The 16,115-nt window shown below is 76.3% G+C and carries 11 protein-coding genes; 8 read left to right on the top strand and 3 right to left on the bottom strand.

The features are described from left to right. Window positions 1-78: 78 nt before the first annotated feature. Both ACI796_RS21880 and ACI796_RS21875 read left to right on the top strand, forming a co-directional pair. A complete protein-coding gene (locus ACI796_RS21880) occupies window positions 79-2,142 on the top strand; it encodes a glycosyltransferase (RefSeq protein WP_456943324.1) in 2,064 nt (687 codons plus the stop codon). Window positions 2,143-2,178: 36 nt separating this feature from the next. Then, window positions 2,179-3,219, top strand: coding sequence for a glycosyltransferase family 2 protein (locus ACI796_RS21875; protein ID WP_456943323.1), 1,041 nt, complete (start codon window positions 2,179-2,181; stop codon window positions 3,217-3,219). A gap of 15 nt (window positions 3,220-3,234) precedes the next feature. Here the strand turns inward: ACI796_RS21875 and ACI796_RS21870 are convergent, their stop codons facing one another. From ACI796_RS21870 to ACI796_RS21860, 3 genes are read right to left on the bottom strand one after another with little or no spacing between them, the layout of a single operon-like run. Beyond that, window positions 3,235-4,719 carry a lipopolysaccharide biosynthesis protein gene (locus ACI796_RS21870; RefSeq protein WP_456943322.1) on the bottom strand — a complete coding sequence of 495 codons (1,485 nt, stop codon included), beginning with the start codon at window positions 4,717-4,719 and terminating at the stop codon, window positions 3,235-3,237. Beyond that, complete coding sequence (locus tag ACI796_RS21865; RefSeq protein WP_456943321.1) at window positions 4,703-5,689, bottom strand: glycosyltransferase family 2 protein; 987 nt, start codon at window positions 5,687-5,689, stop codon at window positions 4,703-4,705. Before ACI796_RS21865 ends, ACI796_RS21870 begins: the two co-directional genes overlap by 17 nt. Next, on the bottom strand, window positions 5,686-6,945 hold the full coding sequence (locus ACI796_RS21860) for a hypothetical protein (protein WP_456943320.1): 1,260 nt from the start codon (window positions 6,943-6,945) through the stop codon (window positions 5,686-5,688). Before ACI796_RS21860 ends, ACI796_RS21865 begins: the two co-directional genes overlap by 4 nt. 268 nt (window positions 6,946-7,213) lie before the next feature. Between ACI796_RS21860 and ACI796_RS21855 the strand changes: the two genes are divergently transcribed. The 6 genes from ACI796_RS21855 to mfd all read left to right on the top strand — a co-directional run bounded on the left by ACI796_RS21855 (window position 7,214) and on the right by mfd (window position 16,106). Next, window positions 7,214-8,623, top strand: a complete 1,410-nt coding sequence (locus ACI796_RS21855; RefSeq protein WP_456943319.1) for a polysaccharide biosynthesis tyrosine autokinase — start codon at window positions 7,214-7,216, stop codon at window positions 8,621-8,623. Next, window positions 8,620-9,369 (top strand): arsenate reductase/protein-tyrosine-phosphatase family protein, encoded by a 750-nt coding sequence (locus tag ACI796_RS21850; RefSeq protein ID WP_456943318.1) that lies wholly within the window; start codon window positions 8,620-8,622, stop codon window positions 9,367-9,369. Before ACI796_RS21855 ends, ACI796_RS21850 begins: the two co-directional genes overlap by 4 nt. Before the next feature lie 89 nt (window positions 9,370-9,458). Then, window positions 9,459-9,905, top strand: coding sequence for an adenylyltransferase/cytidyltransferase family protein (locus ACI796_RS21845; RefSeq protein WP_456943317.1), 447 nt, complete (start codon window positions 9,459-9,461; stop codon window positions 9,903-9,905). A 106-nt stretch (window positions 9,906-10,011) separates the two neighbouring features. Then, window positions 10,012-11,100: a Gfo/Idh/MocA family oxidoreductase gene (locus ACI796_RS21840; protein ID WP_456943316.1), complete on the top strand. Its 1,089-nt coding sequence runs from the start codon at window positions 10,012-10,014 to the stop codon at window positions 11,098-11,100. After that, window positions 11,097-12,479: a Gfo/Idh/MocA family protein gene (locus ACI796_RS21835; protein WP_456943315.1), complete on the top strand. Its 1,383-nt coding sequence runs from the start codon at window positions 11,097-11,099 to the stop codon at window positions 12,477-12,479. The genes ACI796_RS21840 and ACI796_RS21835 overlap by 4 nt, the downstream gene beginning before the upstream one ends. Before the next feature lie 69 nt (window positions 12,480-12,548). Continuing rightward, window positions 12,549-16,106, top strand: a complete 3,558-nt coding sequence (gene mfd / locus ACI796_RS21830) for a transcription-repair coupling factor (protein WP_456943314.1) — start codon at window positions 12,549-12,551, stop codon at window positions 16,104-16,106. The last annotated feature ends 9 nt before the right edge of the window (window positions 16,107-16,115 follow it).

The following is a 16,115-nucleotide window of genomic DNA, read 5'->3' as shown; positions in this document are numbered from 1 at the left end:
GTCGCTCCCCCCTCATCGGGGGGAGCGACCGGCGGCGGACGTCGGCCGACCGGCGACGGCCGGGCTACGGTCCGCGGCGTGCTGGGAGTCGTCGTCGTGAACTACGGGTCCAGCGACCTGCTGCGCCGCAACCTCGCCGACGCCCGCGTGCTCGGACCGGAGGTGCGGGTGGTCGTCGTCGACAACGCCAGCACCCCGGCCGAGCGGGCCGCGGTGGGGTCCCTCGCCGCGGAGCGGGGCTGGGACCTGGTGGCGCTGCCGGACAACCGCGGCTTCGGCGTCGCGAGCAACGCCGGCATCGCCCGGGCCCGCGAACTCGGCTGCGTCTCCTTCTGCCTGCTGAACCCGGACGCCTCCATCGGCCCGGACGTCCTCGACGAGCTCCGGCGGGCCAGTCTGGCCGAGCCGCGGACCATGCTCGCGCCGCGGATCGTCGACTCCACCGGGCGCACCGTCTTCGCCGGCTCCACCCTCGGACTGCAGGACGGGCGCACCGGCGCCCGAGGTGGACGCGCCGCCTCGACCGGACCGGTCGAGGAGTGGCTCACCGGCGCCTGCGTGGTGCTGTCGGCCGAGCTGGTCGACCGGACCGGCGGCCTGGACGAGGAGTACTTCCTCTACTGGGAGGACGTCGACCTCAGTCACCGGGTGCTCGCCGTGGGTGGCCGGCTGCGGGTCCGCGAGGACCTGGTGGCCGTGCACGACGAGGGCGGCACGCAGGGACGGCGGGGCCGGGCGAAGTCCCCCCTGTACTACCGCTACAACACGCGCAACCGGCTGGCCTTCGGGGCGGCCCACCTGTCCCGCGCCGATCTGCTGCGGTGGATCGCGCGCACCCCGGCCGTGAGCTGGGAGATCCTGCTGCGCGGTGGCCGACGCCAGCTCCTGCACTCGCCGCGCCCGGCCTGGGAGGTGCTGCGCGGGACGGCCGCGGGGCTGGGCATCGCACTGACTGCCCTGGTGGGCCTCCGCCCGCGACGGCGGACTCCGCGTCCGCGGGTCCTCGTCGCGCACCCCGGCGCCGAGCTCTACGGCTCCGACCGCGTGCTGCTCGAGAGCGTCGAGGGCCTCGCCGACGGCCACGACGTGACAGTCGCCGTCCCGGGTCACGGGCCGCTGGTCGACGAGCTGACCGCGCGCGGCGTGCGCGTCGTCGTCTGCCCGGTGCCGGTGCTGCGCAAGGCCGCCCTGCGGCCGCGGGGGGCGGGGCGGCTGCTCGGCGACGCCGTGCGTGGCCTGTTCCCGGCCCTGCGGCTCGTGCTGCGCGCGGGCCGGGACGGCGTCTACGTCAACACGGTGACCATCCCGTCCTGGGTGGTCCTCGCCCGGCTGACCGGCCGGCCCGTCGTCTGTCACGTGCACGAGGCCGAGCGGGGCGCCGCCCGGCTGCTGCGGCACGTGACCGCGCTGGCGCCCGCGCTGGCCGACCGCGTCGTCGTCAACAGCCGGTTCAGTCTCGAGGTGCTCACCGAGGTCGCACCGGGGCTGACCGGTCGGTCCGAGATCGTCTACAACGCCGTCCGCGGGCCGCGCGCGGTGGTTCCTGCGCGGGAACGGCTCGACGGGCCGGTACGGCTGCTGTTCGTCGGCCGGCTGTCCCCGCGCAAGGGGCCGCAGGTCGCCGTCGCCGCCCTCCGGGAGCTCGTCGCCCGGGGGGTCGACGCGCGGCTCGGCCTGCTCGGCTCGGTGTTCGAGGGCTACGAGTGGTTCGAGGAGGAACTGCGCGCGAGCGTCGCGGACGCCGGCCTCACCGACCGGGTCGACCTCCTCGGCTTCCGCCCCGACATCTGGGACGTGGTCGCCGCCTCCGACGTCGTGCTCGTGCCCTCGGTCGTCGACGAGCCCTTCGGCAACACCGCGGTGGAGGCGGTCCTGGCCGCCCGGCCGCTGCTGGTCAGCGACAGCAGCGGCCTGCGGGAGGCCGCCGCGGGCTACACCGCCGTCCGGGCACTCGACGCCGCGCGACCGGCGGACTGGGCGGGCGCCGTCGAGCAGCTCGTGGCCGACTGGCCGCGGGTGCGCGCGGCGGCCCTGGCCGACGCGGAGGAAGCCGCTCGGCGGCACGCTCCCGCGGCCTACCGCGCACGGCTGGCGGAGGCCGTCGTGCCGGCCTTCGGCGCCTCGTCCCGCCCCCGAGGGTGAGGCGCCCGGGAGACCCGCGGTGATGGGATCGCGGGCGTGACCGCCACACAGTCCACGGCGGACCGGACGACGCCGGCCGGGCCGGTGCGCGTGACGGTCGCCGTGCCCACCTACCGCCGTCCCGCGCACCTGCGCGAGCTCCTGCCGATGCTGGCGGAGCAGGCGGCGGAGGTCACCGCGGCGGGACGGCACGCCGTCGAGGTGCTCGTCGTCGACAACGACCCGGACGCCGGCGCACGCCCGCTGGTCGTCCCGTCCGCCGGGCTCCGGTACGCCGCCGAGCCGACGCCGGGCATCGCGGCGGTCCGCAACCGGGCCCTCGACGAGGCCGCCGGCTCCCGGCTCCTGGCCTTCATCGACGACGACGAGCGACCGCACCCCGACTGGCTGGCGCGGCTCCTGGACACCTGGGAGCGGACCGGGGCCGCCGCGGTCACGGGACGAGTGCTCGCCGACTACCGCGGACCGGTGGACCCGTGGATCCTCGCCGGCGGCTTCTTCGTCCGCCGCAGCCTGCCCACCGGCAGCGCCGTCGACGTCGCGGCGACGAACAACCTGCTGCTCGACCTCGACCAGGTGCGCGAGGCGGGACTGCGCTTCGAGGCGGCCCTCGGCCTCGGTGGGGGCGAGGACACGCTGTTCAGCCGGTCGCTGTCACGGGCCGGCCGCCGCCTGGTGTGGTGCGACGAGGCGGTCGTCGTCGACCAGGTCCCGGCCGAGCGGCTGACGCGCCGCTGGGTCCTGGCGCGGGCCTGGAGCCACGGCAACACCGCGCTGCTCACCGACCTGCGGCTGACCGGGGGCGCGGCCGCCCGCCTGCGGCTGCGCGCCCGCGGCCTGGCGGGCGGAGCTGCGCGGGTGGCCGGCGGCGCGGCGCGCTGGTCCGCCGGTGCGCTCACCGGCTCCGCGCGGCACCGGGCGCGCGGCCTGCGCGCGCTCCTGCGGGGTGCCGGCATGGCCGCCGCCGCGCTGGGCGTCGTCTACCAGGAGTACGCACGCGGCGGACGCCGCTGGCACCTGGGGTGGGCGCCGGGGCGCGGCCCGCGTCCCCGCGGCCGGTCCTCCTCCGCCGCCTGAGGGGCCGGCGGCGGCTCAGCGGCCGCGGGACACCATCTGCCTGCCCCAGGTCAGCACCACGGCCAGGTCGTCGCGGACCGCCGGCACCAGCGCGGTGAGGCCGTAGGCCGCCAGAACGGCGAGCGACCCCGCCACCACCTGCCCGAACGTGGGCCACGCCGCCGCCAGGTGCACCGCCGCGGACGCGGCCAGCCCGGCCGCGGCACCGCAGACGGCGATCCGCAGGGCGCCGCCGAGCAGGGAGCGGGCGGGCAGCACCGTGATCCGGGACAGCCACCACAGTGACAGAGGCCACTCGAGCAGAGCCGCCGACGCGTAACCGGCGGCCACGCCCACCACACCGGAGGTGCTGCCGATCCCGATGCACGCGGCCTTCAGCGCCAGGGTGCCCAGGGTGTAGCGCAGCAGGGCGGCGGACAGCCCGCGGGACAGGTAGACCCAGGACCCGACCATGGCCAGCGTCTGGGCGCCCCCGGCCACGGCGAGCAGTGCCAGCACCGGCGCGACGCGGTGCCAGCGGTCCCCGAGCAGGAGGTCGACCAGGGGAACGGCGGTGCCCGCCGTCAGCGCCATCAGGGCGACCAGCGGGTACCCGAGAGCGAGCTGTCCGCGGCGCAGGAAGTCCGACGCGCGGGGCAGGTCGTCCTGCAACCGGGCGAGCACCGGGACGGCGACGGAGGTGGCCGGGGACCGCAGCTGGTTGAGCGGGGTCATCAACACCTGGAACCCGCGGCTGTAGACCCCCAGGTCCACGGGGCCAGCACGCAGCCCGAGCACCAGGTTGTCGAGGTTCTGGCTCAGGTGGTGCACGACCTGGGTGGCGGCCACCCCGCCGCCGAAGCGCAGGAACGGGCGCAGGCCCACGCCGCGGCGCGGCGGTCCGGGGCGCCAGCGCGCGGCGGTGACCGCCCAGAGCAGGGTGACGGCACCCTGGACGAGCTGCTGCACGACGAGGGCCCAGTAGCCCGTCCCGGCCGCGGCGGCCGTGACCGCGGCCCCGAGTCCCGTGACCTGCGCGACGAGGTCGCCGACGGCCACGGTCCCGAACCGCAGGTCCCGGGTGAGACCGGCCCGGTACTGGGCGCACAGGCCGTTGAGCACGAACGTGACCGCGAGCAGCCGGACGACCGTCTCGACCTCCGGCTCGCCGAAGGCCGCTGCGATGCCGCCCGAGGAGACCACCGCCGCCAGCGCGAGCAGGGCGCCGGCACCCGTGTTGATCCAGAAGAGGCCGTCCCGCTGGGCGGTGGTCAGCTGCGGCGCGCGGACGGCGGCCATGGTGAGCCCGAGGTCGCGCACGACCTCACCGAGTCCGACGACCACGAGCCCGACGGCGAACAGGCCGTAGTCCCGCGGGGCGAGCAACCGGGCGAGCACCACCACGGAGGCCATCTGGACGAGGATGCGGGCGACCTGGACGGCCAGCGTGACGCCCGCCCCCCGGGCGGCCGTGCGCCCCAGCCCGGCCGGGGCGGCCGCCGTCTCAGCCGGCGAGGGCATGCCGCGGCCCTCCCTTCCTGGTGGCGGCGTCGGCCGGCCGGCGTGCGTACTCCTCCCGGACGTGCCCGAAGGCGCCCACCACCGCGCCGGCCTGACTGGCGATGGCCGACTCCGCCCGGGCGCGGGCACCCACGTCGCGGCGCAGCCGTGCAGCGGCCAGGGACAGGGTCGCCGCCGCGACCCGGACGGCGGCCCGGGCGACGACCAGGGCGCGCACCCGCAGCCGGGCGCGTGCCGACCCGGCCACGTGCACCTCGGCGCGGCTCCACGAGCTGCCGGAGCGGAGGCAACGCCGCAGCACCCACGAGCGTGTGAGGCGTTCGGCGGGGACGTCCTCGACCGCCTCGGCCTCGTCGCACCAGCGGATCTCGGCGCCGGCGCGGACCAGCTGGTGGGTCAGGAGCGTGTCCTCGCCGCCGGTGAGGCCGAACCGCTCGTCGAAGGCGAGGCCGAGCGCCCGGACCTGGTGCAGGTCGAGCAGCAGGTTGCCCGCGCCGGCTCCTGGGACCACCGTGCCGGTGCGGCGGCGGACCCGGTCGAAGGCGCCGGAGCCGGCCACCCACGCGTCCACGGGGCCGAGGGGCCGGGCGGGCACCGGCCCGGCGACGGCGGCGCACCGCCAGGCCGACCAGGCGTCCACGAGGGACGTCAGCCAGCTCGGGCCGGGAAGCTCGTCGTCGTCGAGGAACACGAGCAGGTCGGCCGTGCCCGCCTCGGCCAGGGCGCGGTTGCGAGCCGCGGAGATGCCCGGGCGGGGCTCGTGCACGTACCGGACGCCGTGGTCGCGCCACCCGAGGACCACCTCGGCGGCACCGGCGTCCGGATCGTTGTCGACGACGACCACCTCGGCCGGCGGAGAGACGCGGTGGGCCTGCTCGCGCAGCCGGCCGAGCAGCCGCGGGAGGCGCTCGGTGCGCCGGTAGGTGAGCACCGCGATGACGGTGCGCGGGTCGTTGCGGTCGTCGGTCACGTACACCTCGTCGGGTCGGGGGCCGGTCCCGGTGCGACCGCGTCGTCGCCCGGCCGCCGGCCGGTGCCGAGGCACACGAGCACGGCCACGAGCACGGTGGTCGCCGTCCACTCGAGGACGTCGAAGGAACCGAACATCAGCACCAACAGGAGGGCGGCGGGCCGGCTGGCCCGGTCACCGCGCCACAGGCCGGCCGCGACGGCGATGACGAGCGCCAGGACGCCGGTCAGGCCCGCGACTGCGTAGGTGGCCACGAGCTGGTTGTCGACGGCGAAGAAGCCGTCGAGCTGCAGGAAGCCCGCGCGGAACAAGTCCGGCAGGGACCCGGCTCCGCTGCCGAACAGCACCTCGGCGGCCGGTCGTCCGGAGAGCCGGCCGGCGGCCTCCCAGGCCGCCAGCCGGTGGGTGAGCGAGCCGGTGCCCTGCAGGCTGGACACGACGGTCAGCCGCGAGGCGTCGACGCGCAGCGCCGCGGCGACGAGTACCAGGACGGCGACGGTGCGCGCGACCGGACCGATCCGCGCGACACCCGGCAGCAGCACCGTGACGACCACCGCCGCGCACAGCGCCAGCACGGCACTGCGGCTGCCGGACAGGGCCACCCCGGTGCAGCACCCGGCGGCCGCCGCGATCCGCACCGCCGGGGGCCAGGCGGACAGCCGCGTCGCACAGAGCGCCGCTGCCACGGCCGCGAGCGCGGCGAAGGGGAGGGGGTGGGCCATCGTCCCGGACAGCCGCTCCCCGAGGCCGGGGAGGAGGGGGTTGGTGCCGGTGTCGCCCGGCTGCTCCCACGGCGCCGGGAGCCCGAGCAGCAGGACGGCGAGAGCCACCGCCGTCTGCGCGAGGGCGACCACCACCACCCCGCGGACCAGCGGCCGGACGTCATCGGCGTCGCAGTGGGCGGCCAGCGAGGCGCACCCCACGACCAGCAGCGCCGTCGCGGCGCTGACCGTCAGGGAGAGCAGGGACCCGTGGTGGACGGAGGACAGGACACCGCAGGTGAGCACGACCGCGAGCAGCACGACCGGTGCGCTCGGACCGACAGCCCGGGCGTGCCACCACAGCGCGTTGGCCACGAGGGCGAGGAGGGCCGCGGTCAGGGCCCAGGTCAGCTTGGGCGGAGCGACCAGGGTCGGGACGGCGGTCCACACGCCGAGGACGGCGACCAGCACGGGGCCGGGCCGGGTGCACCAGGGGACGGGGGAGCGGCGCCCGCCGACCGCGGTGGCGGCCGCTCCGGTTCCTCCCGTGATCACCGCGACAGTCTGCGTGCGCTCGCCGGGCGTACCGGGGCACCCGGCGGTCGCCTCCACCCGGAAGGGGCAGGCCGCCCGCCGGGGTGGCGGGCACCTCACCTCATGGGGTCACGCCCGCCTGGCACGGGAGCCGGTGGGCGCGGCTCCCGACCTACCGTCCCCCGGACAGCGGCGTTCCCGGTCGACCTGGTCCGCGGCCGGCACCGGCGACCGGTCCGGCGGCGATGGCCGGACCGGCACACAGCCACGCACGCACGAGGGGAGAGGCATGAGCCTGCACGAGTACCTGCAGATGCTGCGGCGCCGGTGGCGGTGGGTGGTCGCGGCCACCCTGGCCGGCCTGCTCCTCGCGGCGCTGGTCTCGATGACCACGGCGGCCAGCTACCGCGCCACCAGCAGCGTCTTCTTCTCCCTGCGCTTCGGGAACTCCGCCAACGACCTCGCGCAGGGATCGGTGTTCGCCCAGGACCAGGTGGTCTCCTACGCCGTCCTCGCGACCACGCCCGCGGTGCTCGAGCCGGTCGTCGACGAGCTCGACCTCGACACGACCGCCCGGCAGCTGGCCGCACGCGTCTCCACCGAGGTGGTCCCGGACACCGTCGTCCTCGAGGTCAGCGTCGACGACGCGACGCCCGAGGGCGCCGCGGAGCTCGCCAACGCCGTGACCGACCAGCTGGTCACCACGGTCGGGGAGCTGGCACCGGTGAACGCCGAGGGACAGCCCACCGTGCAGGCCACGACCGTCACGCCCGCCACCCCGCCGGGCAGCCCGGCTGCGCCGCGGACCACGCTGGACCTCGCCGTCGGGCTGCTCGCCGGGTTGGTGCTCGGCGTCGCCGCGGCACTCGTCCGCGACCTCGCCGACACCCGCGTGCGCACCGCCGAGGACCTCGCCCGCGTCACCGACCTGCCGCTGCTGGTCTCCCTCGACAACCCGGGTGGGGACGAGGGACGCGAGCTCGTCGTCGCGACCGCGCCGCGCAGCGCGCCCGCCGAGGCCTTCCGATCGCTGCGCACGGCGGTGCAGTTCGCCGCGCGGCCCGGTCAGCCGCTGACCCTGCTCGTCACGTCCTCGCGGCCGGCGGAGGGGAAGTCGACCGTCGCGGCGAACCTCGCCCTCACCCTGGCCGAGGCCGGCTCGCGGGTCGCGCTCGTCGACGCCGACCTGCGGCGGCCCTCCGTGGCCACGACCTTCGACCTCGAGGGCGCGGTGGGCCTGACGACGGCCCTGATCGGCCACGCCGACGTCGAGGACGTCCTGCAGCCCTACGGCACCACGGGACTCGACGTGCTCACCGCCGGAGCCCTGCCGCCCAACCCCAGCGAGCTGCTCGCCTCCCCGGCCATGACCGAGGTGCTGGAGCGGCTCGGTGCCGGGCACGACGTCGTCGTCGTGGACACCGCGCCCCTGCTGCCGGTCACCGACGCGGCCGTCCTCGCCCGGGGAGCGGCACGCACCCTCGTGGTCGCCGACGCCTCCCGCACCCGCCGGGGCGTGCTGCGCCAGGCACTCGACCTCCTGGGCCGGGTCGACGCCCGGGTGGTCGGGGTGGTGCTCACCCACGTCCGGCGGTCGCGCACCGACGTCTACGGGTACGAGCAGCTCGGGGAGCCCGACGGTCCCGTACCGGCGCCCTCCGCGGGTCCACGCGTGGGCGCCGTCCCCGCGGCGCGGTGACCACGGACGGGACCGGGTCCCGAACGTCCGTGCTGGTGGTCTGCACCGGCAACGTGTGCCGGTCACCGGCGGCGCAGCTGCTGCTCGCCGCCGCCCTGCGGGGTGCCGGCGTCACCGTGACCAGCGCGGGGACGTGCGCCCTCGCCGGCCGGCCCGTGCACGAGCCCATGGCGGAGCTGCTCCGCCACGGCGGGGTCGACCCCGACGGGTTCGTGGCCCGCGACCTCCGGCCGGAGGACCTGCGACGGGCCGACCTGGTCCTCGCCGCGGCACGCGAGCACCGCTCGGCCGTCGTGACCGCGGTCCCGGCCGCCCTGCGGCGCACCCTGCTGCTGACCGAGGCCGCCGACGTCGCCGAGGCGGTCGCCGCCGCTGGGTGGCCGGCCGACGTCCCCGCCGGGCCGGGCGCCCGCCTCGGGGCGCTGCCGCGGCTGGCCGCCGCGGGGGGGGGGGGGGGGGGGGGGGGGGGGGGGGGGGGGGGGGGGGGCGGGGGGGGCGCCGCCGCCCCCGCCCCCCGCCCCCCCCCCCGCCCCCCCCCCCCCCCCCCCCCCCCCCCCCCCCCCCCCCCCCCCCCCCCCCCCCCCCGGGCCGGCGTCGACGTCCCCGACCCCTACCGCCGCGACGCCGCGGCCTACGCCGGGTGCCTGGACGTCGTCCGCGACGCCGTGGACCGGCTGGTGCGTGCCGTCGGGGGGTCCCCCGTCCGTGGTCACGCACCGTCATCCGGGTCCGTCGAACGGGCGTAACCGAGGCGGGTCCACCCGTCCGGAGGACGACGCAGAGTGACCGGACCTGATCGACTGCCGGGGACATCGGTCGCCGTCCTGGGGGAGTCATGACCGTCATCGGCTACGCGCCAGGCGCCTACGACCTGTTCCACGTCGGGCACCTCAACGTGCTCCGCCGCGCGGCCGCGCACTGCGACCGGCTGGTGGCCGGCGTCGTCGCCGACGAGGTGCTGCTGGAGACCAAGGGCCGGCTGCCCGTGGTGCCCCTGGCCGAGCGGATGGAGATCGTCCGCAGCCTCCGCTTCGTCGACGACGTCCACGCCGAGGTCGTGCCGGACAAGCTCGAGGCGTGGCGGGCGGTCCGCTTCGACGTCCTGTTCAAGGGCGACGACTGGCGGGGGACGCCCAAGGGCGAGCGGCTGGAGCGCGACCTCGCCACGGTCGGTGCGACGGTGCACTACTTCCCGTACACGATGCACACCTCGAGCACGGCGCTGCGCCGGGCGCTGCACGCGCTCGAGACCGGCGCTGCCGCTCCCGCGCTCACCTCCTGAGCGGACCCGTCCCCTGGAGGCCGTCGTCCAAGCCCTTGGCAGGGCTCCCCACGTGCCCGACGATGTCGTTCCGCTCGGCCGTGCGACCCGGAGGTGTGGGCAGACGATGACGGATCCGTCCGGCGCCTTCACGTGGGGCGTGTTCGGGACGGGAGACGTCGCCCACCGGTTCGTCGCCGGGCTGCGCGGCAGCAGCACCCCCACGCGCGTCGGCCGGGTCGCCTCCCGCGACCCGGCACGGGCCGCCGCCTTCGCGGGGAGCGTGGGTGCGCGCCCCGACACCTACGCCGGGATCGTCCGGGCCGGCGACGTCGACGCGGTCTACGTCGCGACCCCGGCGCCGGTGCACGAGGAGCACGCGCTGATGTGCCTGCGCGCGGGCATCCCGGTGCTGGTCGAGAAGCCGTTCAGCACCGACGCCGCCTCGGCCCGCCGCATCGCCGACGCCGCTCGCGAGCACCGGGTGTTCGCGATGGAGGCGATGTGGACGCGCTTCGTGCCGCTGCTGGGTGAGGTCCGGCGCATCGTCGCGGCCGGGGAGATCGGTGAGCCGCGGGCGTTCCGGGGCAGCTTCGCCGCCCCCGACCCGTCGCCGTCGTCGAGCAACCGCGACCCGCGCCGGGGTGGCGGCGCCCTGCTCCAGCGGGGCGTCTACCCCCTGTCGCTCGCCTGCCACCTCCTCGGCGAGGTGACCGAGATCAGCGGTCTGACGCGGCCGGGCCCCAGCGGCGTCGACGAGGACGTCGTGGCCGGCGCGCGGCACCGCGGCGGCGCGGTGTCGCAGTGGTACGCCAGCCTGGTCACCGGCCTGCCGAACGACATGACGGTCCTCGGGACCGCCGGGCGCATCGACGTCGCGGGCCCCCTCTTCCGGCCCTCCTCGCTGCGGGTCACGCCGTACCCCGGACCGCGGTCCGGCGCCCGGCGCCTGCCCGCGGGGTGGCAGGACAGCCACGTCCTCCACCAGGTGGCGCAGCGCACCGCCCCCCTGGGCCGCGCGCTGGGCCGGCGGGGCCGGGCGGTGACGCGCCCGTACACGGCCAACGGCTACACGCACGAGGCCGAGGCGGTGGTGTCGGCCATCGGGGAGGGGCTCCTGGAGCACCCCCTGATGCCGCTGTCCGAGAGCGTCCACGTCGTCGAGCTCATGGACCGGCTGAGGACGGGACGCACGAGTCGTGAAGGAGTCGCATGAGGGTCGCCATCGTCGGCTGCGGTTACGTGTTCGACCACTACATGGCCACCTGGCCGAGGCATCCCGAGCTCGAGATCGCCGGGGTCACCGACGTCGACCGGGCGCGCGCGGAGACCGTCGCCGCGCACTACGGACTGCGGCTCTACGCCGGCACCGACGAGGCCGTCGCCGACCCCACGGTCGACATCGTCGTCAACCTCACGTCCATCCCGAGCCACGACGAGGTGACGCGGGCGGCGCTGGAGGCGGGCAAGCACGTCTACTCCGAGAAGCCGCTGACGACCAGCCTGGAGCGGGCCCGCGAGCTCGTCGACCTGGCCGAGCGCCGGGGGCTGCGGCTGGCGTGCGCGCCGTCGAACCCGCTGTCGGACACCGTGCAGACCCTGCGGACCGCGGTCGGCCGGGGCGCCGTGGGGGACGTGCGGCTGGTCTACGCGGAGTTCGACGACAACCCGATCTACCTGATGCAGCCCGAGACCTGGCGCTCGGCGACGGGGGCGCCCTGGCCCTACCGGCACGAGTACGAGGCGGGGTGCACCTGGGAGCACGCCGCCTACCACCTCGCCTGGATGTGCGCGCTGTTCGGCCCGGTCCGGTCCGTGACGGCCTTCTCCAAGCGCGTGGTGCCCGACAAGACCGACGAGCCGCTGGAGCCCGCGGACACGCCGGACTTCTCGGTGGCGGCCCTCGACTTCGCCAGCGGGGTGGTCGGGCGGCTGACCTGCTCGATCGCGGCGCCGCTGGACCACCGCATGCGGATCATCGGCAACCGCGGCGTGCTCAGCGCCGACACCTACCGGAACTACCGCTGCCCGGTCCGGCTGGAGCACTTCACGCCGGTCACGCTGAACGCCCGCAAGTCGATCTCCGTCCGGACCAACTCGGTCCTGCAGTGGCTGCTCGGGGTCGGCGGGTCGCGGCTGGGGCTGGTCACGCTCGCCGGCCGGGAGGGGGCCGCGGACGCCGGCCGCGGACGCCGCCTGCCGTCCCCGCGGGAGGCACTGCGCCGGTGGCGGCGGTACGAGCTCGGCCAGCAGGACAAGGTGCTGGGGATCAGCGAGCTGGCGCGGGGCATCGCCACCGGCGGGGCATCCGTGCCGCCGCACGACTTCACCCTGCACCTCACGGAGCTGACGCTGGCCATCCAGGCGGCGGGGACGTCCGGGGGCGCGCAGGAGATGACGACGACCTTCGCGCCGCTCGCGTGGCCGGAGGTGGCCGGCGCCAACGCGCTCGACCTCGGCCCGGGGACCCGCCAGCGCCTGCTGTCGGCGCTGCTGGACCGGCGGCTGACGGGCATGCACGCGCACCGGCCCGCCGCCGCCCGGCCGGTCGCCGCTCCCGGTCCGGCCCGGGCAGGTGTCCCCGCGGCGGACTAGCCTGGGCAGGGGCCCGGCGCCGCACTCGGCGGCACGTCTGCGGGCCGACCGATCCCGGAGGAAGTCCCCGTGAGCCTGCGCGGCGTGCTCGACGTCGTCCTCACCGATCCCGGCGTCGCGCGCGTGGTGGCCGCGGCCGGGTCCGCCGAGCTCGCCGTGACCGCGCCGCCGCCGGTGCAGCCGCTGGTGGCCGCCGCCCTGGCCGCGCGGGAGCCCGGCGCCGGCGTCCCGGTCCTGCTGGTCACCGCCGGCGAGCGGGACGCCGACGCCGCCGCGGACCTGCTGCGCTGCTTCCTGCCCGACCGGCGCGTCGAGACCTTCCCGTCCTGGGAGACGCTGCCGCACGAGCGGCTGTCCCCGCGGGCGGACACCGTCGGCCGCCGGCTGGCCGTGCTGCGCGAGCTGACCCACCCCGGCGAGACCGGGATCGACGTGCTGGTCGCCCCGGTGCGCAGCGTGCTGCAGCCGCTGGCCCCCGGCCTCGGCGACCTCGTGCCGGTGGAGCTGGAGGCCGGGGACACCGCCGAGCTCGACGACGTCGCCCGCGCCCTGGCCGACGCCGCCTACACCCGCGTGGAGCTGGTCGAGAAGCGCGGCGAGTTCGCCGTCCGCGGCGGCCTGCTCGACGTCTTCCCGCCCACCGAGCCGCACCCGGTGCGCGTGGAGTTCTGGGGCGACGAGGTCGACGAGCTGCGCTACTTCTCCGCCGCCGACCAGCGTTCCCTCGACGAGCGCCCCGAGCGGCTGTGGGCCCCGCCGTGCCGCGAGCTGCTGCTCACCGACGCCGTCCGCGCCCGCGCCGCCGAGCTGGCGGCCGAGCACCCGGGGCTGGCCGAGATGCTCGGCAAGCTCGCCGAGGGCATCGCCGTCGAGGGGATGGAGTCGCTGACGCCCGCGCTCGTCGGGGTCGGTGGGGCGGGTGACCAGCAGGGCGGGGCCATGCAGCTGCTCACCGACCTCCTGCCCCCCGGCACGCACGTGCTGGTCGCCGACCCCGAGCGGGTCCGCAGCCGCGCCGCGGACCTGGTGCGCACCGCCGAGGAGTTCCTCGCCGCGTCCTGGGCCACCGCCGCCGAGGCCGGCGAGGCGCCGCTGGACCTGGGCGCGTCGTCGTTCCGCGAGCTGGCCGACGTCGAGACCGCCGCCCGCGGCCGCGGCCTGCCCTGGTGGACCACCGGCGCGTTCACGCTCGACGTCGACGACGAGTCGTCGGTGACCCTGCAGGCGAGCACCGTCGAGCGGTTCTCCGGCGACCTCGACCGCGCCGTCGGGACCATCCGCGACTGGACCCGCGACGGCTGGCGGGTCGTGGTCACCTTCGCCGGCCCCGGCCCGGCCCAGCGTGCCGCCGACCAGTTCGGCGCCGCCGATCTCGGCGTGCGGCTGGTGCCCGGCCTCGAGTCCGCGCCCGAGGCGAGCCTGACCTCGATCACCCAGGGCAACCTGGAGTCCGGCTTCGCGCTGCCCGGCGTGGGGCTGGCGCTGGTCACCGAGCACGACCTCACCGGCCAGCGCGGCACCACCATGCGCGACGCGGTGAAGATGCCCGCGCGCCGCCGCAACGCCGTCGACCTGGTGCAGCTGCAGCCCGGCGACCTCGTCGTCCACGAGCAGCACGGCATCGGCCGCTACGTCGAGATGGTCAGCCGCACCGTGCACGGCGGCCAGCGCGACTACCTGATCGTCGAGTACGCGCCGAGCAAGCGGAACCAGCCGCCGGACCGGCTGTTCGTGCCCACCGACTCCCTCGACCAGCTCACCCGCTACGTCGGCGGGGAGCAGCCGGCGCTGTCCAAGCTCGGCGGCGCGGACTGGGCCAAGACCAAGGGGCAGGCCCGCCGGGCGGTCAAGCAGATCGCCGCCGAGCTGATCCGGCTGTACTCCGCCCGGATGGCGACGACGGGGCACGCCTTCGGCCCCGACACCGTCTGGCAGCGCGAGCTCGAGGACGCCTTCCCGTTCCAGGAGACCCCCGACCAGCTCGCCGCGATCGACGAGGTCAAGGCGGACATGCAGAACCCGGTCCCGATGGACCGGATCATCTGCGGCGACGTCGGCTACGGGAAGACCGAGATCGCCGTCCGCGCCGCGTTCAAGGCCATGCAGGACGGCAAGCAGGTCGCCGTCCTGGTGCCGACGACGCTGCTGGCCAACCAGCACTTCAAGACGTTCTCCGAGCGGATGGCCCAGTTCCCGGTCACCGTGAAGGTGCTCTCGCGGTTCCAGTCCGACGCCGAGTCGCGGCAGGTCCTCGAGGAGCTGGCGCGGGGGGAGGTCGACGTGCTGGTCGGCACCCACCGGCTGCTGCAGCCGACCACCCGGTTCAAGGACCTCGGGCTGGTCGTCGTCGACGAGGAGCAGCGCTTCGGTGTCGAGCACAAGGAGTACCTGAAGACGATGCGGACGGCGGTCGACGTCCTGTCGATGTCGGCCACCCCGATCCCGCGCACGCTGGAGATGAGCCTGACCGGCATCCGCGAGATGTCGACCATCCTCACGCCGCCGGAGGAGCGGCACCCGGTGCTCACCTACGTCGGCGCCTGGGACGACAAGCAGATGGCCGCCGCCATCCGCCGCGAGCTGCTGCGCGACGGCCAGGTCTTCGTCATCCACAACCGGGTGCAGTCGATCGACAAGGCCGCGGCGAAGATCCGCCGGCTGGTACCCGAGGCCCGCGTGGCCGTCGGCCACGGCCAGATGAAGGAGCACGAGCTCGAGCGGATCATGGTCGGCTTCTGGGAGAAGGAGTACGACGTCCTGGTCGCGACGACGATCGTCGAGTCCGGCCTGGACATCCCCAACGCCAACACCCTGATCGTCGACCGCGCCGACACCTTCGGCCTCTCCCAGCTGCACCAGATCCGGGGCCGCGTCGGCCGCGGCCGCGAGCGCGCCTACGCCTACTTCACCTACGACCCCTCGCGGCCGCTGACCGAGACCTCGGTCGACCGGCTGACGACGATCGCGCACAACACCGACCTCGGCGCCGGCATGGCCGTGGCGATGAAGGACCTCGAGATCCGCGGCGCGGGCAACCTGCTCGGCGGCGAGCAGTCCGGGCACATCGCCGGGGTCGGCTTCGACCTCTACGTGCGGCTGGTCGGCGAGGCGGTCGCCGACTACAAGGCCCAGGTCAGCGGCGAGGAGGCGCCGGCCGAGCCGCTCGAGGTGCGGGTGGACCTGCCGGTCGACGCGCACCTGCCGCACGACTACGTGCCCGGCGAGCGGCTGCGCATGGAGGCCTACCGCAAGGTCGCCTCGGTGCAGGACGACGACCAGGCGCAGGCCGTGCTCGACGAGCTCACCGACCGGTACGGCGCCCCGCCGGCGCCGGTGCTCAACCTGCTCGCCGTCGCCCGCTTCCGCGCGGCGATGCGGCAGCTGGGCATCACCGAGGTGTCGCTGCAGGGCCGCGCGATCCGGGTCTCGCCGGTGCCGCTGCGGGAGTCGCAGCAGATGCGGCTGGCCCGGCTGGCCGACGGCGCCACGTACAAGACCGCCGTCCAGACGGTGTCGCTCAAGGTCCCGGTCGGCCCCGACCGGCGCACCCCGCTGCGCGACGTCGCGCTGCTCGAGCACCTGCACTCGCTGCTGAAGGCGGTCATCGAGCAGCCGGTCGCCGCCTGAGCCGCCGCC

The organism is Geodermatophilus sp. SYSU D00525, from assembly GCF_054050475.1.
This window is presented reverse-complemented; position numbering and strand designations above follow the sequence as displayed.